General features: G+C 42.9%; 20 protein-coding genes. 2 read left to right on the plus strand and 18 right to left on the minus strand.

Features of this window, described 5'->3' with window-relative positions; genetic code table 11:
• Positions 1-138: 138 nt before the first annotated feature.
• The 7 genes from V8G47_RS12470 to V8G47_RS12500 all read right to left on the minus strand — a co-directional run bounded on the left by V8G47_RS12470 (position 139) and on the right by V8G47_RS12500 (position 8,094).
• Positions 139-453, minus strand: coding sequence for an MTH1187 family thiamine-binding protein (locus tag V8G47_RS12470; RefSeq protein ID WP_336200413.1), 315 nt, complete (start codon positions 451-453; stop codon positions 139-141).
• Positions 453-1,562: a hypothetical protein gene (locus tag V8G47_RS12475; protein ID WP_336200414.1), complete on the minus strand. Its 1,110-nt coding sequence runs from the start codon at positions 1,560-1,562 to the stop codon at positions 453-455. The genes V8G47_RS12470 and V8G47_RS12475 overlap by 1 nt, the downstream gene beginning before the upstream one ends.
• A gap of 245 nt (positions 1,563-1,807) precedes the next feature.
• The gene (locus tag V8G47_RS12480) at positions 1,808-3,004 is read right to left on the minus strand and encodes a M14 family metallopeptidase (RefSeq protein ID WP_336200415.1); all 1,197 of its coding nucleotides are present in this window, start codon (positions 3,002-3,004) and stop codon (positions 1,808-1,810) included.
• Positions 3,005-3,103: 99 nt separating this feature from the next.
• Positions 3,104-4,981, minus strand: a complete 1,878-nt coding sequence (locus V8G47_RS12485) for an LTA synthase family protein (RefSeq protein WP_336200416.1) — start codon at positions 4,979-4,981, stop codon at positions 3,104-3,106.
• A gap of 327 nt (positions 4,982-5,308) precedes the next feature.
• Complete coding sequence (locus tag V8G47_RS12490; RefSeq protein WP_336200417.1) at positions 5,309-6,277, minus strand: ROK family glucokinase; 969 nt, start codon at positions 6,275-6,277, stop codon at positions 5,309-5,311.
• Positions 6,278-6,282: 5 nt separating this feature from the next.
• The gene (locus V8G47_RS12495) at positions 6,283-6,489 is read right to left on the minus strand and encodes a YqgQ family protein (RefSeq protein WP_034757652.1); all 207 of its coding nucleotides are present in this window, start codon (positions 6,487-6,489) and stop codon (positions 6,283-6,285) included.
• Between the two features lie 144 nt (positions 6,490-6,633).
• Entirely contained in the window at positions 6,634-8,094 is a 1,461-nt protein-coding gene (locus V8G47_RS12500; protein WP_336200418.1) for a spore germination protein, read from the minus strand.
• A gap of 141 nt (positions 8,095-8,235) precedes the next feature.
• On the opposite strand from V8G47_RS12500, the gene V8G47_RS12505 reads away from it, so the two are divergent.
• On the plus strand, positions 8,236-9,111 hold the full coding sequence (locus V8G47_RS12505) for a hypothetical protein (protein ID WP_336200419.1): 876 nt from the start codon (positions 8,236-8,238) through the stop codon (positions 9,109-9,111).
• Here the strand turns inward: V8G47_RS12505 and V8G47_RS12510 are convergent.
• The 9 genes from V8G47_RS12510 to V8G47_RS12550 form a co-directional block, all read right to left on the minus strand.
• Positions 9,108-10,631, minus strand: a complete 1,524-nt coding sequence (locus tag V8G47_RS12510; protein WP_336200420.1) for a rhomboid family intramembrane serine protease — start codon at positions 10,629-10,631, stop codon at positions 9,108-9,110. The genes V8G47_RS12505 and V8G47_RS12510 overlap by 4 nt on opposite strands.
• 146 nt (positions 10,632-10,777) lie before the next feature.
• Positions 10,778-10,957 (minus strand): hypothetical protein, encoded by a 180-nt coding sequence (locus V8G47_RS12515; protein WP_034757646.1) that lies wholly within the window; start codon positions 10,955-10,957, stop codon positions 10,778-10,780.
• Between the two features lie 83 nt (positions 10,958-11,040).
• The gene (locus V8G47_RS12520) at positions 11,041-11,823 is read right to left on the minus strand and encodes a DUF92 domain-containing protein (RefSeq protein WP_336200421.1); all 783 of its coding nucleotides are present in this window, start codon (positions 11,821-11,823) and stop codon (positions 11,041-11,043) included.
• A complete protein-coding gene (locus V8G47_RS12525) occupies positions 11,813-12,379 on the minus strand; it encodes a 5-formyltetrahydrofolate cyclo-ligase (protein ID WP_336200422.1) in 567 nt (188 codons plus the stop codon). Before V8G47_RS12525 ends, V8G47_RS12520 begins: the two co-directional genes overlap by 11 nt.
• 144 nt (positions 12,380-12,523) lie before the next feature.
• Entirely contained in the window at positions 12,524-12,673 is a 150-nt protein-coding gene (rpmG, locus tag V8G47_RS12530) for a 50S ribosomal protein L33 (RefSeq protein WP_064091498.1), read from the minus strand.
• 57 nt (positions 12,674-12,730) lie between these two features.
• Positions 12,731-13,312, minus strand: coding sequence for a hypothetical protein (locus tag V8G47_RS12535; RefSeq protein ID WP_336200423.1), 582 nt, complete (start codon positions 13,310-13,312; stop codon positions 12,731-12,733).
• 6 nt (positions 13,313-13,318) lie between these two features.
• Positions 13,319-14,326, minus strand: a complete 1,008-nt coding sequence (locus V8G47_RS12540; protein ID WP_336200424.1) for a nucleotidyltransferase family protein — start codon at positions 14,324-14,326, stop codon at positions 13,319-13,321.
• A complete protein-coding gene (locus V8G47_RS12545; protein WP_336200425.1) occupies positions 14,323-16,644 on the minus strand; it encodes a glycosyltransferase in 2,322 nt (773 codons plus the stop codon). The genes V8G47_RS12540 and V8G47_RS12545 overlap by 4 nt, the downstream gene beginning before the upstream one ends.
• Entirely contained in the window at positions 16,641-17,342 is a 702-nt protein-coding gene (locus tag V8G47_RS12550) for a DUF4912 domain-containing protein (protein ID WP_336200426.1), read from the minus strand. The genes V8G47_RS12545 and V8G47_RS12550 overlap by 4 nt, the downstream gene beginning before the upstream one ends.
• Positions 17,343-17,693: 351 nt before the next feature.
• Between V8G47_RS12550 and V8G47_RS12555 the strand changes: the two genes are divergently transcribed.
• Positions 17,694-18,026 carry a hypothetical protein gene (locus V8G47_RS12555; protein ID WP_336200427.1) on the plus strand — a complete coding sequence of 111 codons (333 nt, stop codon included), beginning with the start codon at positions 17,694-17,696 and terminating at the stop codon, positions 18,024-18,026.
• 58 nt (positions 18,027-18,084) lie between these two features.
• Here the strand turns inward: V8G47_RS12555 and phoU are convergent, their stop codons facing one another.
• The gene (phoU, locus tag V8G47_RS12560) at positions 18,085-18,744 is read right to left on the minus strand and encodes a phosphate signaling complex protein PhoU (RefSeq protein ID WP_336200428.1); all 660 of its coding nucleotides are present in this window, start codon (positions 18,742-18,744) and stop codon (positions 18,085-18,087) included.
• Positions 18,745-18,799: 55 nt separating this feature from the next.
• Positions 18,800-19,573: a phosphate ABC transporter ATP-binding protein PstB gene (gene pstB / locus V8G47_RS12565; RefSeq protein WP_336200429.1), complete on the minus strand. Its 774-nt coding sequence runs from the start codon at positions 19,571-19,573 to the stop codon at positions 18,800-18,802.
• Positions 19,574-19,583 lie beyond the last annotated feature (10 nt).

Genomic DNA, 19,583 nt, shown 5'->3' on the forward strand with positions numbered 1-19,583 from the left:
TCCCTCACTTTTATGTAATATCTTCATTTTACAAGAAAACAGCGTATCTTTCTTCGATTTCTCGAAGAAAGATACGCTGTTTAGTAAATGAGGTACTTTTTCAGTGGCCTCCTTAGACGCCCACTCTTTTTGTATTCGTTATTTTTCTAATTTTCGCTCCACGGAAGAAAGCTTTCCTTCCATGGTCGTTTGCTTATCCCTGCGGTCATCGATTCTGATATTGGTTGCCACACGCTGGATCCCTTGCTGGAATGGGGATTCATGAATGTCTTGTATCACTTGGAAAAGAACGGGAAGTTCCCCTTCTATAATCGTATTCATGGGAGTAAGCTGAAAACGGATCTTCCCTTCCTCTTCATACCCCTTAAGGATACTTTGCAGATCCGCTACATATGAACTCACACTGGGTGATTCCGTTCCGATTGGAATAACTGTTACATCGACTATCGCCATTATATATCTGCTCCTTCTTCTTTTTTTAGTAGTTGAACGATACTTGAGTTCTTCAAATTGATTACTTTTTCGAGTTGATTACCATATAAGCACGATTCTCCATCAGGAGAACACTTTATGGGTTCTAAAGGAAGATCATCAAACAGGACCTTTTCCTCTCCGGAATTTGTGTCCCACTCTTTTAAAGAAAACGTCCCCGAGTACGTATCAAAGGAACCTGGTTCATTGGCAACGAACGTAATCAACCGCCCCGTCCCTTCTATCATATCATAATAGGGGATTAACCAATCAGAGTAACGGCTTAAGAGGTCAACTGTAAATTCCGACTGCACCTCTCCGTTAGAATGAATGAACTGAAATGTAAACGGTCCTTTTTCTTCCTGTGAAAAGACCGATAACAAAGAATCGTTGAATTGATTGAAATGGATACTATCCTCCATGATCATTTCTTTCTCACCATCGAGGATATTTTGAGCTACCAGGGGAGCCGATACGCTCACTTCATCCTTGCTCCAATCCTGATAAAGGACGGAGGATGCTGATTGCCACTGAACAAACGGCTCCTCTACATCAATGGGGTCCATCGTCCCGTCCCCGATATTTATTTCAAAGACCTGAAAGCTCCAATCTTCATTGAACGTGGTCATTAACAAAGTATCATCATTGAATGGATTCCAGGAATGAGTCAAGTCGTAGGAAGGAACGTCTTTTTGAAATTGTACTTCTCCTGATCTATCGATGATCGTCAGCTGGGCTGTATAGGATGCCGGAGAGGAATGAATGAGTATTTTTTTCTTATCCGGTGAGATGCTTGCGCTCACATAGGAGGGTTGTACATCATAAATCTTTTGATTGCTTCCGTCGTACACATTGTAGATATAGAAGGACGTCACACCATCCTCTTCCCGTACAGAAAGGATTTCTGAACTGGACATCCACCCGACATTTTCAATAAATCCTTCTGCAGGAAGGATCTTCACCATCATGTCTTTCTTAGGAGCCTTCTCTTTCTCTGAGGGGGAAGATTGTGTTTCTTCCGGCTGACATGCCGTTAACCACAGAATGCACATCATGAAAAATATCAACACGCTACCTTTTTTCTTTTTCATCCACTTCCCCCTTCTCCTGTAATTCCATATTAATTAGTACGTTCGTGATGCAAAAATGTTTCAATAAGATTAAAAAAACATTACAAAAATTCAAAAAAAGTGATGACCAGATGTTCATACATACATCTTTAGGGTCACCACGAGAGGTTACTATTCATTAGGATGATGATTAATTTTACTCCTGATTTTCATTTTCCACAATAGATATTTATGGAACTTATATAAAGATTTTTCGAGTATTTTCTTCATTCATACCACCTATAGATAGAAGCAAGTAAAATACCGGATACGTCGTGGTAGATTTCATCGAATTGTGATAGGGGCAAGGGGTTGATGCCTTTTCCTAATTCAAGGGTGAATCCTGATTTCTGAAATTCTTTCACAAACCAATCTTTGTATCCTGCGTAACTATCAATGTAACGGACCGATTTATATCCGCTCACTCTGGTGAAATCCTTTGCAAGTTTGGCTGCTTCTGGAGGCTCAAATCCATCATACCCCCAGTAAAACTCTTTTCCCTGGGTGTGCAGGGCAAGAAGTCGATCGAACTTTCCTTGCCTGGCAAGCTTAGCCATTGCGATGGCTTCGGGCTCTGAGAGTGGCTTATATCCTGGGAAATCTCTTGGAGCAGGTTCTTTCTCCTCCTTCCTTTCCTGCTCGATTTCCCATTTGGCAGGAAACTGGTTGTTCAGATCCACACCTCTAATATTGGCTTTCCAGCCTGTAAAGTCGGTACTTCCCCGATTAAGAGTGATCACTTCATTTCTTTTATCACCGGGAGGACCGTTCAGAACAAGGTCCACTCCGTCGGGATTTACCATGGGAACGAGTGACAACGCCACATCTCCATATATGGGCAGGGTTTGTACCCCCCTCATAAGCTGACTGTTGGTCAAGGATAGTAAATAATCATTGATAAACGTCATGAGGACAGATGTGGTGATCCACTCATTCGCATGGAAAGAAGCATTCATATGAACTTTCCTCTTTCCTGTTCCTATCCTTATTTCGATGAGATCTTTTCCACCGACACTTTCACCTGCAGATCTTAATTTTATAAAGGGATAGATCTCTTTTAAACGTTGTACATCTCCCTCAAATCTTTGTGAATCGTAGCCCTGTTTACCGTTGACGATGGGTGAAACCACCCTTGATGGAAGACTGATAGTCGACCCGATTTGTAATCCATTGGGATTGACACCTTCGTTCAATAGAAATAACGCGTCGACACCAATGTTCCGGTTTTGGGCCAGGGACCAGAGAGAATCCCCCTGTTTAATAGAATGATTTTCTTTCCTGAATCCTGGAATTTGTATCTCTGTACCGATTTTCAATCTATTGTGATCAACGGAAGGATTTGAATCGATGATTAACTGGACCGGGATATAAAACAGTTGGCTGTAGTACCAGAGGGTATCGCCACTGCGCACTTTCACTTTCATGATGGAACCTCCCCATTCATATGTCCTTACTTACATGTATGAATGGTTCAAAGATTCATGACAAAAAAAAGCCTGCGAAACTCTTCGCAAGCTTGTACGTTATGATTCATCGTTATCACGATATTCGGTTTCCCCATAAAAGCGGAGCAGATCTCCATAAATGATCTTATCGGAGTATTCCAGCTCATTATTGACACGCTCTTTAAATGGTTCACAGAACTTCATATCGGTTTTTTCTTCCGTTTCCTTATTCCAGCATTTTTCACCTGCAAACACATAGTCTTTCGAGATGAACCGGCCGTCACGGAGTATGGCCAGATCTTCATGTTCATCTGAGAAGAGATCCGAACCAAATTGAATGTCCTTTTTGGTATCAATCCCGAGAAGATGCATGATGGTCGGCTTTAAGTCGATTTGTCCGGACACCTTGGAAATGGTCTTCCCTTCCTCACCGGGAACGTGGATGATCAGCGGCACCTGTTGAAGCTGTGTGCTTACAAACGGCGTGATGTCTTTACCAAGATATTGACTCATCGCTTTGTTATGATTCTCTGAAATCCCATAATGGTCCCCATACATCACGATGACGGAATTGTCATACAAACCGGACTCCTTTAAGTCCGCAATGAAGTTCTTCACCGCTTCATCCATGTAACGGACGGTTTGGAAATAACGATTCACCGTACCGTCATGGGAATTGTAAGGGTCGATTAACTTATCTTCTTCATCAAGCGTGAAAGGGTAATGGTTCGTTAATGTAATCATCTTCGTACTGAACGGTTGAGGCATTTGTTTCATATGCTCCACGGTCTGCTCAAAGAACGGGATATCCTTCATGCCCCAGTTCACAGAGTTTTCTTCTGTCACATTATAATCCGGTAACGAATAATACCGGTCATACCCCAGTGAATCATACATGATGTCGCGATTCCAGAAGCTTTTATTGTTTGCGTGCATGGCCGAGGTATAATACCCGTTTTCCCCAAGTTTTTCCGTCATGGACTCAAACTCATTTCCTGAATGGGTAAAGAAAACCGCTCCACGGTTCAACGGATAAAGGGAGTTGTCCATGATAAACTCGGAATCGGACGTCTTCCCTTGCTGAGTTTGATGGTAGAACTGATCAAAATAGTAGCTTTCCCCTATGAAATCATTAAGGAATGGCGTGATTTCCTGGCCATTCACTTCACTGTTGATGACAAAATTCTGTAGTGATTCAAGGGAGACAATGATTAAGTTCTTGTCTTTCGCTACCCCGAACATTTCCTTATCGGGCCGGGTGTAACCCGCTCTGACATAGTTATCAATATCTGCCAGTTCACTTCCATCCGCAAGGGCTCTCTGGGCGGAGGATTTGGATTGCAGGAAAAGATCGTATACATGATAATTATATGTTCCGATATTCTTTACCAGCATTTCACGGTCAAATGTCCTGGTAAGAAGCTGTGGCCTTTCCGATTCTGCCAATCCCAGGTTAAAGAAAACCAACGCTGTTGCACCGAGGAAATAAGCGCGTCGATTGGCTTTAGAGTAGTTTTGTAAAGAAAACCAGGTTGGTTTCAACTTTATGATGAGAATTAATGCGATCACATCGGTGAAATAGAAAATGTCCTTCCAGCTCATGATTGCACTGGCACTCGTGCCCAAGTCAGAGAAATTACTTGTTTGGAAGAGGACGGGCAGTGTCAAAAAGTCATCAAAGAATCGATAAAATACTACATTTCCATACAGGATAAATGAGAGGACGAAGCTTGAAGTGATGATGTACCGGGTACGTGACCTATCCTTTTTAAGAAGTAACCCCACTCCGAAGATGAAAAGTAAAAAGCTTAGCGGGTTAATGAATAGAATCAGTTCCTGTAGTGCGTTTTCGATCTTTATGTCAAAACTCGTTTTATAGACAATATACGTTTTGATCCAAAGGAACAATGCAGCGATGATGATAAGTGGTACCTTTGGTATTTTCTTTACATTCATTTATTCAACCTCCTTGCTACAAACGGTTCAATCGTATGTAACACTTTCATGATTTTAATAGGGAAATAATTACGGACGAAACCTTGACTCATCTTCATTATTTATTTACAAAACGTCAAACGTGGATACACAATGGGGGTGTATAATGGTTGATGCCCTATTCTCCTACCCATACTATTAGACGGATGAAACCATTAAAAGTTTCAATAATACCGCATTAATTAAAAACAGTTCATTTGTCATTAGGTGTTTAAGACTACTAATCACAATAAAAAAAGAACCCTCCATAAAGGAAAGCTCTTCTTTCGAATTTCACTTTAAGGTCAATCAGATTTTGTTCTTGACCAGCCAGGCTGCCCCGATTACACCGGCATCATTTCCTAGCGTGGCAATACTTAAGTGTGTTGAGGTACGGACAGTCGGGAATGAAAACTGTTTAAAGAATTTAACGACCGGCTGTAATAAGATGTCCCCTGCTTTAGAGACTCCCCCACCAATCACGATTTTTTCAGGGTTCAGACCATTTCCGAGATTTGCAAGAGATAACCCGAGAAAGAAGGCTAATTGATCAATGACTGCCAGTGCAAGTCCATCTTGGTTCCTTGCCGCATCAAAGATATCCTTGGCGCTGATTGAGCCGTGAGAATCCCTTAGGGCACGAAGCGTTGATTCTTGCTCAGTGGCATCCAGTTTTTCGTTTGCGAGTCGGACGACACCTGTCGCTGAAGCAACGGTTTCAAGACATCCTGTCTTCCCGCAATTACACTGGTATCCGCCTTCCGGTACGACGGTGATATGGCCGATTTCACCACCTGCTCCTTTTACACCGTGAACGATATCGCCATTTGTAATCACACCGCCCCCGACGCCGGTTCCTAATGTCACACATACAATATCCTTCGCCCCGTCTCCTGCACCCTTCCACATTTCACCGAGTGCCGCACAGTTTGCATCGTTGTCAATGACTGCGTGCAACCCTGTTTCGACTTCGAGCAGATCTTTTAATGGCGTATTATTCTCCCATCCTAAATTGACCGCTTCGTAAATGATTCCTTTTGCCGTATCGACGGGTCCAGGTGCACCCATTCCGATACCAACCAGTTTATCTCTGCTTTGATCCAATTCTTCGAGCTTTTGATCGATCGCTTTCGCAATATTCACAATGATATTTTTCCCGTTTTCCGATTTGTCAGTGGGGATTTCCCATTTATGTAAAAGCTCACCGTATTTACTTAAGAACGCGATCTTCGTCGTCGTTCCCCCTAAGTCAACTCCAACTAACCATTTTTCCGTCATCATTATCACCTGTCCTGTTTTTCTTTTTCAATTGCTATTTCATGACGCAACAAAAATAAAGCAGTCTGAAAATCCCGGGTATCAATCAGTTGGGATTGGTAGAGTTCCTTTAATTCGCCTTCCATCAGTTGCAGGTCGGAAAGACGATGCCCAACATATATGATCGTTCCATAACTTTTGAGGAGCTGTTGGATATCATAAATCGTTTTCATGCATACACCTGCTTTCTCTTCTTCCTTATAAAGTATAAGTGAAAACCGCTTTCTTCTCAATCCTAAACAAACCAGTACGGACACAAAACAAAAAGAGCTTTCCTTAAAGGAATATCCAGTAAGAAAATCTCTTCTCTATGATTTCTAACGATCAGGATCTTTCGGATGTAAAAATCGCGGCCGCCTGTTCTTAAGGGGAATCGGGGAACGAAGGAATACATCCCTGAATGCCCTGAGATTGAATGGAATAAATGGCCACATATATGGAATGCCAAACGAACTCATTCTTGAGAGCATGATGATCCATAAGAATACACCCACTACAAATCCATAAACACCAAATAATGCCGTGCATATCAAAAGGAAGATCCGCACCAGTCGATTAGCCAGGCTCATCTCATAACTCGGCGTAGAGAATGTTCCGATGGCAGCGATGGCCAGGTAAAGAATGACTTCATTAATGAACAGACCGACTTCAACGGCAACCTGCCCGATCATCAATGCTGCAACGAGCCCAAGGGCGGTTGCCAGGGAAGACGGGGTGTGTATGGCGGCCATCCTTAAAATATCGATTCCCACTTCAATGATGAGAAATTGAAGGAATAGTGGGACTTCCCCGACATCATTCGGACCAATATAGGCCATGGATTCCGGAAGGAGCTCCGGGTGGATCGCAAATAAATAATATAGGGGCAGTAAAAAGATCGATGTCCATACCGCAATAAACCTTACAAAACGCAGATATGCCCCTACAGAAGGTTTATTCCTGTATTCCTCCGCATGCTGAAGATGATGCCAGAAAGTGGTCGGGGTGATGAGCACACTCGGTGATCCATCCACCATGATGAGGACATGTCCCTCATATAGGTGGGATGCTGCAGTATCAGGTCTTTCCGTGTACCGGACCAGCGGATAGGGATTCCAGTGCCGTCCCGCAATGTACTCTTCTAACGTTTTCTCCCCCATGGGAAGACCGTCTGTATCGATCTTCGAGAGAGCATCCTTGATTTTATGCACCAAATTGGGATCGGCAATGTCTTCTATATAACTGACAACGATATCCGTTTTGGATCTTCTGCCTATTTGCATGTATTCCATACGAAGTGAGGGATCGCGCACCCTCCGTCTTGTCAATGCTGTATTAAATACAATCGTCTCGACATATCCATCCCTCGAACCGCGTACTACCCGTTCTAAATCAGGCTCCTGTGGCCCTCTTACAGGATATGTCCTTGCATCAATCATGATAACCTTGTCAATGCCGTCCACGACAAGGGCTGTAGGACCTGCCAATACTAAATCGATCACCTGATTCAAGTCATCTACTTGCTCAATCTCTATATAAGGAATGTACGTCTTCAAAAGCTTTTCCAGAGTATCCTCTTCCAATTGTTCAGGACTGAGTCCAGATAAGAGCTTCATCAGATAATGCATAATATCATCTTTAACGAAGCCATCCACTAAAAACATGGCCATTTTTCTTTCTGCATACTCCAGATCCAATTGAATGACATCAAAGCTCTTGTCCACTGCTAAGGTATCCCTTAAATAATTGGTGTTTTCTTCAATCTGAGTAGAGACAGGCTTTTTCTTTTCATTCGACATTAGCCTTCACTCCCAATACCTTTACATGATTTTCCAACCTTACCATCCTAGACAAAGAAGCCTGAAATCATACCTCCTATCATATTCAATTCCATCGATTCATACTATGTAGAAAATGGACAAACCACTGGAGTGAACAAAATGAAGGATAGGCTGAAAGAAGCAACGCCATTTCTGGTGATCATGTGTATAGTGGCCCTCTGCATTCAATTTATTTACAAGCCGCAAACCCGGGAGAGCATCATTTTCTTTCCCATTAATGAAAATGTTTCTTATGAATCGGCCACTACGCTGCTCATGCTCCAACCTGAAAAGAAAAATGATCATTATGAAGTGAATTGGAAGGTATCTTCAAAGCTTGATACTCCCGCCTATTTACGTCAGGATGTCGGTTTTATATATATGAACGGGAGATTGAAGGGTCTGATGAATGAATGGGAACAAGATACAGATCAGATTGTAGAGAAATCGACTATAAAGGGGAAAGATAGCAGCATCCTCCAGGCTGTATCATTTCACTATTCTGAAATACATGAATCGGACACAGAGTTCACCAGTGCCCAGAAAATGTCCGAAGATGCGCTTTACGTGATCGATTCCAATTTCAGCCCTTTGAATGCCTTCAGGAAACCGGGGAACAGCGTAGAAAAAGAATGGAAGAATATCCTGGACAAGGTGACGTCCCAACAACTCGAATATTTATGGGAAAAGGCCATCACCTCTATGGGTATCCCTGCCGATGAATACACTCCCATCCCCCTGACCAGTCTCCCGATGTTTGACGGCCGTCCCTTGGAAGGCTACACCAGACAGGAATGGGATCGCCTGATCGGTAATCTATGGGAAGGACTCTATAAAAACTATTATTTAGGAATAAAAAAAGAGGACGGCTCTGTCGTGGAATCCATCGACAGTGCCATTCCTCTCCTATTAGTAAAAAAAGATAAAAAGGAAGTCCTTGTGCTGCTCGTTGATCAAAACGGGGACGCATCTTTACTCAGACAGCTCATATCTTAATTGCTCCCTTGTAATTCTTTATAAAGTTTCTCATAATTTTTATCCTGCCTATTTAATTCATAGGCTTTTTTTGCGTGGAGGAGAGCTTCTTCCCTTTCACCGGAATCGATCAGGATCAACGCAAGATTGTAATGGGCTTCATGGAATCGATCATCTTCTTTAAGCGCAGCTTTCAAATGCTTCTTCGCCGGTGCCAATTTATTCTGCTTGATTTCAGCATAAGAAAGATAGAAATAGGTTTGGGCATCCGGGGACCCTTCCTCCACCACAGGGGAAAGAATGTCCTCGGCCTCCTTCCACTCCTGATTCGATATTTTTTCCTGGGCGACCCCATTTGCCGTATCGACGTCCCAGGAGCTTGAATCCCCTCCGATTCCATTCCATACCAATATACCTGTTAGTAGAATGCTTCCGAGCAGAAACAGGAGCTGACGCACCGGCCGGATGGCGTTTGGCAGACTTACGATGCCTGCAGCAAGGAATCCTCCGATAAGACCCCCGATATGGCCCGCATTATCAATGCCTGGAAGGCTGAATCCCAGGACCAGGTTCAATAAGATGACCGCAATGATATTGGTGCCCATGGTGCGGAAGAAAACGTTTGGATGTAATACCCCAAAGTACAGGAGGGCACCGAAACAGCCGAAGATCGCCCCACTGGCCCCTGCTGAAAGATTGGATGTAAACAGGAAGCTTGCAAGCGTGCCTGCGACTCCCGACAGCATATAAATGAGAACGAACCGAAGCCGGCCGAACATTTTCTCCACTGCCATTCCAAGATAATAAAGGGCCAGTGTGTTCATCAAGAGATGCAGTAATCCTATATGCAGGAAGATCGGCGTGACGAGGCGCCACCATTCCCCTTCAATCATGAGGGGATTATATTTTGCACCGAATTGAATGAGCGTCTCTGGGTCCTTACTCCCTCCATTCATTTCAAGAATGAGGAACATGATCACTTGAACGGCAATAAAGAGATAAGTGAAAAACGGTTTCCCTCTCTCAAATAGCTGTTTCTCTTTCTGAATTTGCTTGGACGAAGACGTCATGGTCATATTTTTGATCCAATCGACATTCGCCTCCAACACTTCAGGGGGGAGAACCCATTCCCCATCATGGAATAGTGGATGGGCTTTAAGCTTTTCCACACTTTCATCACCATCGAGGAGAATGGGCTGAATGGTCGTTTTATGACGATTCACCGGGTCGAGGAATAGACCTGGATCCCCATCGACGGGTGGAAAAGTAGATATGTAGAGATTCTTGATGTGAAGCTGTCTTTTTCTCAGGGTTTTCCTGATTTTTTCTCCATTCATGGAGGTCAATTCCAGATCCCTCTTGACCCAGTTACCCCAATCGAGGTCCTTTCGAACGATCCGGACGATGTTTCCTTCTTTCATGCCTGAATTCTCCAACCATATTTCATCCTGGTCGGGGGAGATGTTCAGGATCCGATAGTGTTTATATTCCACTAAATAGTGGGCTACTTTCCAAAATAAATAATGATAACGTAAATCCACATCATCCACTACTTTCTTTTTACTCTTTTAACCTACCGACATCAAATAAACGCGTCTCTCCCTACTATACCGAACCTGTTTTTGATGTGTAAACAAAAAAGGCTGCAGGAATGGGGTATGGCCCTCCTGCAGTCTTTTTTGTTCGGTCAAGAGCGGAATGCGCCCTGGATGAATTTCGAGCGTATGCCTGGTATTCCCATGGCCGCTCTTACGGCAAATTTGCGTAGTAGAAAATTCCCTAATAACAGGTTTAACAAGCGATATCGATTCGGAACCAGAAAAAGAACCAAACCTCCGAGCACTAACCATTTTGTCCATCCGTTCATCATGATCCCTCCTGCTTATAGTTTGGATCATAACCGATTAGCTTATCCCATAAATTTATCTAAACCTGGGATTTTTTTGCCTGCTACCAATAGAGGAGAAGCAGGATCACTCCGGACATTAAGCTTGAAAGGGCATTGACAAGTTCATTGTTTATCCAGTAACCCTTCGTTCTTTCAGTTTGCTGTCCGCAGTGGACAATCGATTCCGTCTGTATCCCGCACACCCGGCACCTGTAATCCAATTGCACATATGCCCCCAAGCATGTATCGAGGAGATTTCCAAGAAACCCGGATAGTGTGATCCATAAAAAGAGCGTGACGTCCATACCATCCAGCATGACCAGGGCAGTCAGTGCAATAAAGGCTGCACCCATGACCGCCGCTATCGTACCGATAAGGGAAACGGCTCCCGATGTGCCTTTTGGAACTCTCTCGAATGACCTTATGGAAAAAGGAAGTTTCCGACTCAGGGGACCGATTTCAGAAGCCCATGTATCCGAATTTGCCCCTGCAATCGATGCAACAAAAGCAAATGTCCATACGCTTTCCCCAGTCAAGCTGAACAACAGGGCGAAAAGTGCTGCAGGACCGCCGTTTGCCAATACTTGCTGCCAATCCCTTGTGGACGTCTTAGCAAGCCGGTCCTCTATCCCGATCTTGTCCTTCTTGAATAAATGAGACCAAATACTTGAAGAAAGGAAGAAAGCCCCCAATACAAATAAGCCCCGGAAACCATAGGCAAACCCAATGACAAGCCCGACCAACACCGCCATCCAAGCCCCTGATCTACTTAAATTCCTTGTTCTCCATCCTCCAATCGCGATGGCAAGGATAAAGAGAAGAAGCAGGAATAACTCAATCTTCACAATCGATCCTTCTCAATTCCGTCAGTATGGTTGATACATGCATATCAAAGGATTCAATCGGCAATGATTCGACCATCTGCTCTTCGAATGCAAGGGACATCGTAGTTCCTGCAAAGGCTGAAAGCAGCCGATCATAATATCCTCCGCCAAACCCAAGACGGAAACCCGCGTTTGTATAAGATAACCCAGGGACAATCATCAATTCAATCGATTCGTTATGTACAGCGACGGACTTCGCGGGGGCCGGTTCAAACAAATTGAAATAGGATTGTTCCAACTGATGAAAATCATTCAGTTTATAAAAAATTAACCGGCGCTCCTCCGGGAGGCACTTTGGCACGACCATTGTCTTCCCTTCTTCCCAGCCCCTCTTAATGATATTCCAAGTATCGAGTTCCGGAGGCCTTGAAATGGTGATCGAAACCGTACTGCTTTGCTTCCACTCGTGAGACTCAAAAAGGCGCTGTTCTATTTCAAAACATTTTTGTTGAAATGCAAGATGGCCAATGGATTTTAATACTTGCAGCTGAGATTTCCGCATTTCCTTTTTAGACATATGATCCCTCCATGCTTACGATCCTGAAATTATTTTAATGGATTTCCAGCCTAAAAGCGACAACCAGTCCTCCACTTTTCGGAAAAGGCAATGCTCTAGAACCTAATAAAGCATAAAAAAAAGCAGCGGATAAAATCCGGCTGCTTATTTCGTTTCGCGGTGAAGAGTCACACGCTTTAATTTCGGGCAATATTTTTTTAGCTCTAAACGGTCTGGGTTGTTACGCTTGTTCTTAGTAGTAATATAGTTACGCTCACCAGTTTCTGTGCAAGCCAAAGTAATGTTTACACGCATTATAATTTCCCTCCAAACATATACATCTTCTACTATTCATACGACTTTTATATAATATCACTTTTCCCCGGGAAATGCTAGTCCGTTTTTTATTCTATCACTTAAATTTGCAACCTCTTCTTCCATCTCACCTTCAATGGCATATACTTTCCCCTGTTTCACTTCGAAGGGCTTGAAAGAGAAATCCAGCATATACACCATCATATTGAGGCCATTTGAAATAGGATAGTAGTATAAGCTACCTTTGCTTAAGGATTTCTTCCAAAGTTTGAGCCCCTTCAGATTAAGAGGATAGATGGTTTTCTTTACAGATTCGGCACAGGAAACAATATTGGTGATGGCAACCCGTCTTCCGCTGTAATTCCAGAATGTATCCTTCGAAAGGGACAGCACACCTACTCCATCTTCTTTGCAGGCGAGCCACTCGATGAGAAAGAATACTTTCAGACGACGGGTTTCTTTCGACATATTCTCCATTTCGAATACATAGGAGTCCCCCCACCCCTCAGCCTCTTCTTTCACCCTTACTTTAATATCCGTAAGGGAAGAACATTTGTCAGAGTGGATGGGCGTATACTCATTTTTCTTGTTCCAGGCTATTCCTTGGATATGAAACGTTCGATTCTGATTCTCCCTCATTAGCCTCTACACCTTTTGCCAGATTTTTATTTTCTTTCCGTAATACCTTGCAAACTCCCTTGCCAGATTCCTTCTGTCCGCATTGGAATAGATGATGAACCCTCTCTTTGGATCACTTATGATTTTCGTCCGGCCCCCATCTCTGTGGTCAAATACAATCTCTTTCTGACTGGAGGAAGATGGAACCGTCTCAAGCAGTTTTGCAAGCACCATCGGTTTCTTCCCATTTGGACAAGCTACCTGCAGTCGGGTGATGAAAGGCTCCACTAAACCCTTTGAATGACGTAAGCCTTTTTTTAAAGAGGGAGGAGAGAAATGTCCCCTCATAAGATCGTCCCTGGCACACTTATATTCTTCCGGGTTACCGATATCTCTCCAATAAGCACTCGTCTTAAACACGTATACTTCTTCATTATTTAACAGAAGACGGGGAATGAAATCCTGCCCAAAATCTTTGGCACCAATGTGCGCATAGCGATCTAATAGACGCGGATCAAGCATATATACACCTGTGTTGACTTCATTACCCACCCACTCTTCGGGCTTTTCGATAAAATCGACTAATTTACGGGTCTCGTCCGTATGACAGATTCCGTATTCCTTTGGATTCTCCACTTCCTTTGATACGACGGTCATGACCGCTCTTTTCTCATAATGAAATTCAATGACCTTATCGATGGGAATATTGGTAAACGCATCCCCGCTAAGAACCAGGAACGGTTCCCGCAGCCTGTGCCGTGCGAGGAATATGCCACCTGCCGTCCCGAGTGGAGATTTTTCCTCAAGATACGTGATATTCACATTGAATCGTTTCCCATCTCCAAAGTAATCTTTAATGGTCTCGCTTTTATAACAAGTCGTAATCAAAATATCTCTTATTCCATAAGAACTTAAGAGGTTAATGCTATATTCAAGTATTGGCTTATTCAGAATCGGGACCATGGGCTTCGCAATGGACATCGTATACGGCCTTAATCGCCTGCCTTCTCCACCTGCCAATATAACCGCCTTCATCTTTTTATACCCTCTACTTTTGATTGAAGGAGTACATCATCATATACATGAATGGTCTGGTCTGCGATCCGGTCCCAGCTGAACATGGACTGCGCCATTTTAAAGCCCAGTTCACCCAGCTGTTCTGATTTTCCGGGATTTTCAATTAATGAAATCAATTGAGTATAGAGACTATGTTCCTGATTGGGTTCAAATAATAAGCCTGTTTGTTCATGTTTCACAATGGACTTGAGTCCACCGGTATTGGAAGCGACCACGCCTTTACGGAAGGCCATCGCCTCCAGGGCAACGATCCCGAACGGTTCGTACAAACTTGGAAAGATGACGGCTAGACAATTCTTCAAATAATCATTCCGTTCCCTATCCGAGATGTATCCGACGAAGGATACGATATCGGAAAGCTCCTCCTCGATAACTGTCTTTCGGTATTGCTCAAGCATCGGACCCTTCCCTGCTATGACGAAGGAGATGTCATATCCCTCATTCTTTAACCGTGAAGCTACACGGATGATGGTCTCAAACCCTTTCTCATGGACCATCCTTCCGATTGAAAAAAAGTACGGCGTCGATGGTTTCGAAAAGGCATATGGGGAAGACTGATCGAGTTTCTCCATTTCCACACCATTTGGTATGACAGCGATTGGTGCTTCTATCGTGAATAAGCTCTTGATTTCGTCTTTCATATGCTCACTGCAAACGATGAGGTGGTCTGATGCACCGATGAGCAGCTGCTCTTCCCCATGGATCTTGTGTTGCAAATCTGTGTAAATCCCCTGATTCCTGCCATGTTCAGTAGCATGGATCGTTGTAATAAGAGGAAGGGAGTAATAGTCTTTCAGCTTCATGGCTGATGTCGATACGATCCAATCATGTGCATGGATATGGGTGATTCTTTCATCTCGTATCAAGTCATGCGCGTACTGAATGAAGGACTGATTCAAATCGAATACCCATTTAAAGAAATCTTCTTCATATGGATGCAAAGGATGTACCCGATGAATCGTGACACCTTCCATTTTCTCCAGGGGCAGTGCATCATTGGCCATGGTGGTAAGAACATGCACATGCTTTCCCTTTTTCACAAGATTGTTGGCTAAGTCATACACATGTCTCGATAATCCACCCACAATATTCGGTGGGTACTCCCAGGAAAGGATCAGCACGGAATCATTCTTCTCTTCCACATCGCCCTTTATTCCAATGGAGAGTTTCTCAAGGATTTCGTCAGATGGAAAAGGGATCATTCTCTTCCGATGAAGAAGGAGATGTCCATCCTTATGCCCATCCATGACTTGTTGGAGCAACCGGTCGAAATGAACCGTGGATAATCCATTCTCATCTTTAAACCCTTCCATGCTTGATACCCATTCCCTTATTATCTGAAAGGTCCACTCTGTTTCTGCTGACAGTGTCACCATATTCTCCAACTGATCTTCCATGCGATGAACTACCCGAATATTCCGAATGGCTGAATCGGTGATGATCGGGACTTGTTTCTCCATTCCAAGATACCCGAAGCCGACCCTTGAAAGAGCGGTAGGTCCTTCCATCTTGACTTCCAATGTATGACGGGCATCTCCTCTATCCAGGTTCATTAATGCATCATAGTCTGATAGGTCTTTTACATATACGATTGAAAGTGGTTGATCACTTTCTTCCAGGGAGTCAATGCCCTCCGCAACAGGAATAAGCTTCAATCCTCTCGGCGTCCTGATTACATCTCTGTGCTGTTCCTTTTCACTATGTTCATAGGAAAAGGAAGAAATGAATGTATACTCAATGCCTTGCCCAGTGAGATAAAGATCAATCCCCGGTACATACGCCGCCTGAGGTAACCAGAACGACTTAGGAATCATTTGAAAATATCGCTTGAATAATAATGTACTCATCCGAATCTGGGACTCGATGGCCCTTGGTGTCCGGTAATGGGTTAATGGGAACGGACTTACCGCCGTAGGAATGACTGTTGCCTTCCCTTCCACAGTGAGATGTTTGTAGGCTTGTACGAGATTCATATCATAAGTGGACCACTGTGAATAAATGAGCTGCCACTTATGTTTATCATGAGAGCCAGCTTGCAGGAGGTTGCTTTGTATGATGGCGTTCGCCTTCTCTATAAACTCATCGCTCATAAAAAGTGAGAAAAGGAGAGGATTCAATACGACAGGAATGGAACCACCCTCATTCCGGTCAAGGAAATCGATCAACTCTCCATTCTCTATAAGTAATGCAGTAAGCATATCTTCCCGCTCAAACACTTGAGAATATGAGAATTCATTACATGTTGGATACAAGATGATTTCTGAAAGAGCCTTCATGCCTTTTCCTCCCCATTCATGACATAATACGAATACGTGCTGACATGCTCCACCCACTTTGGTTCCCTGATTAAGCCCTGCTCGTATTCCACCAACTCTTTCATACTGTGCGCCTCCTGCTGATGAGAGGTTCTCGGTGTATGAATAACATTGGAACGAGTGAAGGCAACGAAGTCCCCTGAAGGTAGGCGTAAACCGATTTCCATGCAGTAGCTTCGGTTTTCCTTTAATCCGTTCACAAACCAGTCGGTTTCTGTAAATGGTACATACGAATCCGAATGGTGATGGTGGTTATGACCATTAAACGAAATAGAGGTAATATCATATAATCGAAGAACAAATGGCTGTGGGTCGGAATTCATCTTAAAATGAGCCTTCACATGCCGGATCCATTCTTGAGAAATGTTCCAATAACAATAAATCCTGGAAGAAGTCGAAAACGTAATCGATAACTCTGTCGCTTTCGGATTTTTTAATCTGCGCTTAGGCATCTTCCTGCCAAAAGCAGCTCTTCCTACACGCTTCTTCGGTGTTTCCGGTTTTATCAATTCAACTCCTGCCGGTTCCGGACCATTCTCCAATGCTTTCTGGTACTTCACCCATTGATACTGAACCTTACCCACGGTTGTATTCAGTTCTTTGGCAATCTTCCTGAATGACACACCTTGTTCCTTTAACTTGATTATTTCTGTGATCAAAACCATTCCTCCTAAAACGAAGCATTTATTATATGAATTCGATCTAAATATTATGACAATTAATCTTAAATTTATCGTAACACCGTATTGAAAAACCTACAATAAACGCATTTTGTCGTATCTTGTTACACATGATGGCAATAGGATTCAACGTGCATTTTTTTTATGATTTAGTATGATGAAATGATAATAAAGCGATTACATTTCCATAACGACATTTTTCTTTGTTGATCTCTCCACGACATTCGACAAAATATTGGGATATCCCACACATTTATCCACGTACCATATAGAGTTGGAACATGATCTGTGCTATAAATAAAGAAGAAGAATACATCTTGGGGTGATAAAGTGACTTACCTATTCATTGGATTAGTAAGCTTCTCTATCCTATTACTTGTCATTTCGTTTTTACAACGGGATCGGTATCGCGATATTGAAAAAGACATGGAAGAATTATCGATGAATGTTCTGCAGGAGCATTATAAATTGAAGAAGAGAATAAGCGTTTTGGAAGAAGAGCTCATGTTGGATGGGGATATGACTATTCACAAGAGTCCAATTAACGAAATCATTAAGAATCAAGTGATTTCCCTTTATAAGCAGGGGGTAAAAGTGGATCAGATCACAAAACAATCCACACTGTCTAAACAAGAAGTCCTCTCTATCATTCAGGACTCATAATTGCGTAACAAGAACGGCTTACTCTTTGAGAGTAAGCCGTTCTTTAGAGATTTATACATTAGTTATTCAGATCAAACCGTTCACCTGTCACTAAGAAAATGACGTTTTCACAAATATTCGTCACGTGATCCGCTACGCGTTCAATGTATCTGCACGTAAATGCCAGCTGGGTGATCTGACTGATTTCATCTGGATAGTTCGGAATGTAGGTCATGAGTTCTTTTACTAATTTACCATATAACTCGTCGACTTCATCATCACGATCCGCCACTTTTTTCGCAAGGGAAGCATCCTCGCTATAAAAAGCAGTAAGCGCTTCTTCGAGCATTTCTTCAGCAATCGAGAGCATTCTCGGAATTTCTTCAATCGGCTTGATCAACTTCTGGTTTCCGATATGCAGGGTTGATTTCGCAATATTCGTAGCCATATCCCCGATCCGTTCAATTTCAGAACAGATTCTTAATGCAGAGATGATTTTCCGTAAGTCCGTTGCTACAGGAGATTCCTTCGCAATGAGAATGATGGCAAGATTATTGATTTCATTATCATATTGATTGATAATATGATCCTTTTTGATGATTTCCTCTGCTTTTTCAATGTCCTGTGTCTTCAAGGCTACCACGGACTCTTTCAAAGACACTTTAGCAAGATCCGCCATATCGAAAAGTTTGTCTTTTAACTCTTTTAGATTATTATCAAAATTTCTTCTTATCGCCATACTTATTCCCCTTTGCTAAGTAATGATGAAGAACCTTTTTCTTTCAAAGTGCACTTTATCCGAATCGACCCGACACATAGTCTTCCGTTCTTTTGTCACTGGGATTAGAAAATATTTTATCCGTTTCGTCCAGCTCAATCAAGTCCCCTAATAGGAAAAAGGCTGTTTTATCAGAAACCCTTGCTGCCTGCTGCATATTATGAGTGACAATGACTATCGTATATTGTTTCTTGAGTTCACTGATCAGCTCTTCGATTTTGACAGTGGAAATGGGATCGAGGGCTGATGTCGGTTCGTCCATCAGAAGAATTTCGGGCTTTGTCGCAAGTGCCCTGGCAATACACAGACGCTGTTGCTGCCCACCTGACAGACCCATGGCCGGTGCATCTAACCGATCCTTTACTTCGTCCCATAATGCAACACTCTTTAAAGTGGATTCCACTATTTCATCAAGCTCTTTCTTCTTTTTGACTCCATGCACTTTCGGACCGAACGTAATATTGTTATATATGCTTTGGGGAAATGGATTCCCTTTTTGGAACACCATCCCGACTTTTTTTCTCAATTCAACTAAATCAACCTTGTCTGAAAGGATATTCGTCCCATCATAATTGATTTCTCCGGACATTTTAATCCCGGGCACCGAACGATTCATTAAGTTCAATGTTTTAACGAATGTCGATTTTCCGCAACCGGATGGTCCAATGATCGCCGTAACCTCTTTATCATAAATGGGAAACGTAATGTTTTTTAACGCATAGTTATTTCCGTACCATAAATTTAAGTCATTTACATTAAATGCCGTTTTTTTCGTTGTAGCTACTGACATGCGAAACCCC

The sequence above is a fragment of the Rossellomorea sp. LJF3 genome (assembly GCF_037046045.1).
Lineage (GTDB): Bacteria > Bacillota > Bacilli > Bacillales > Bacillaceae_B > Rossellomorea.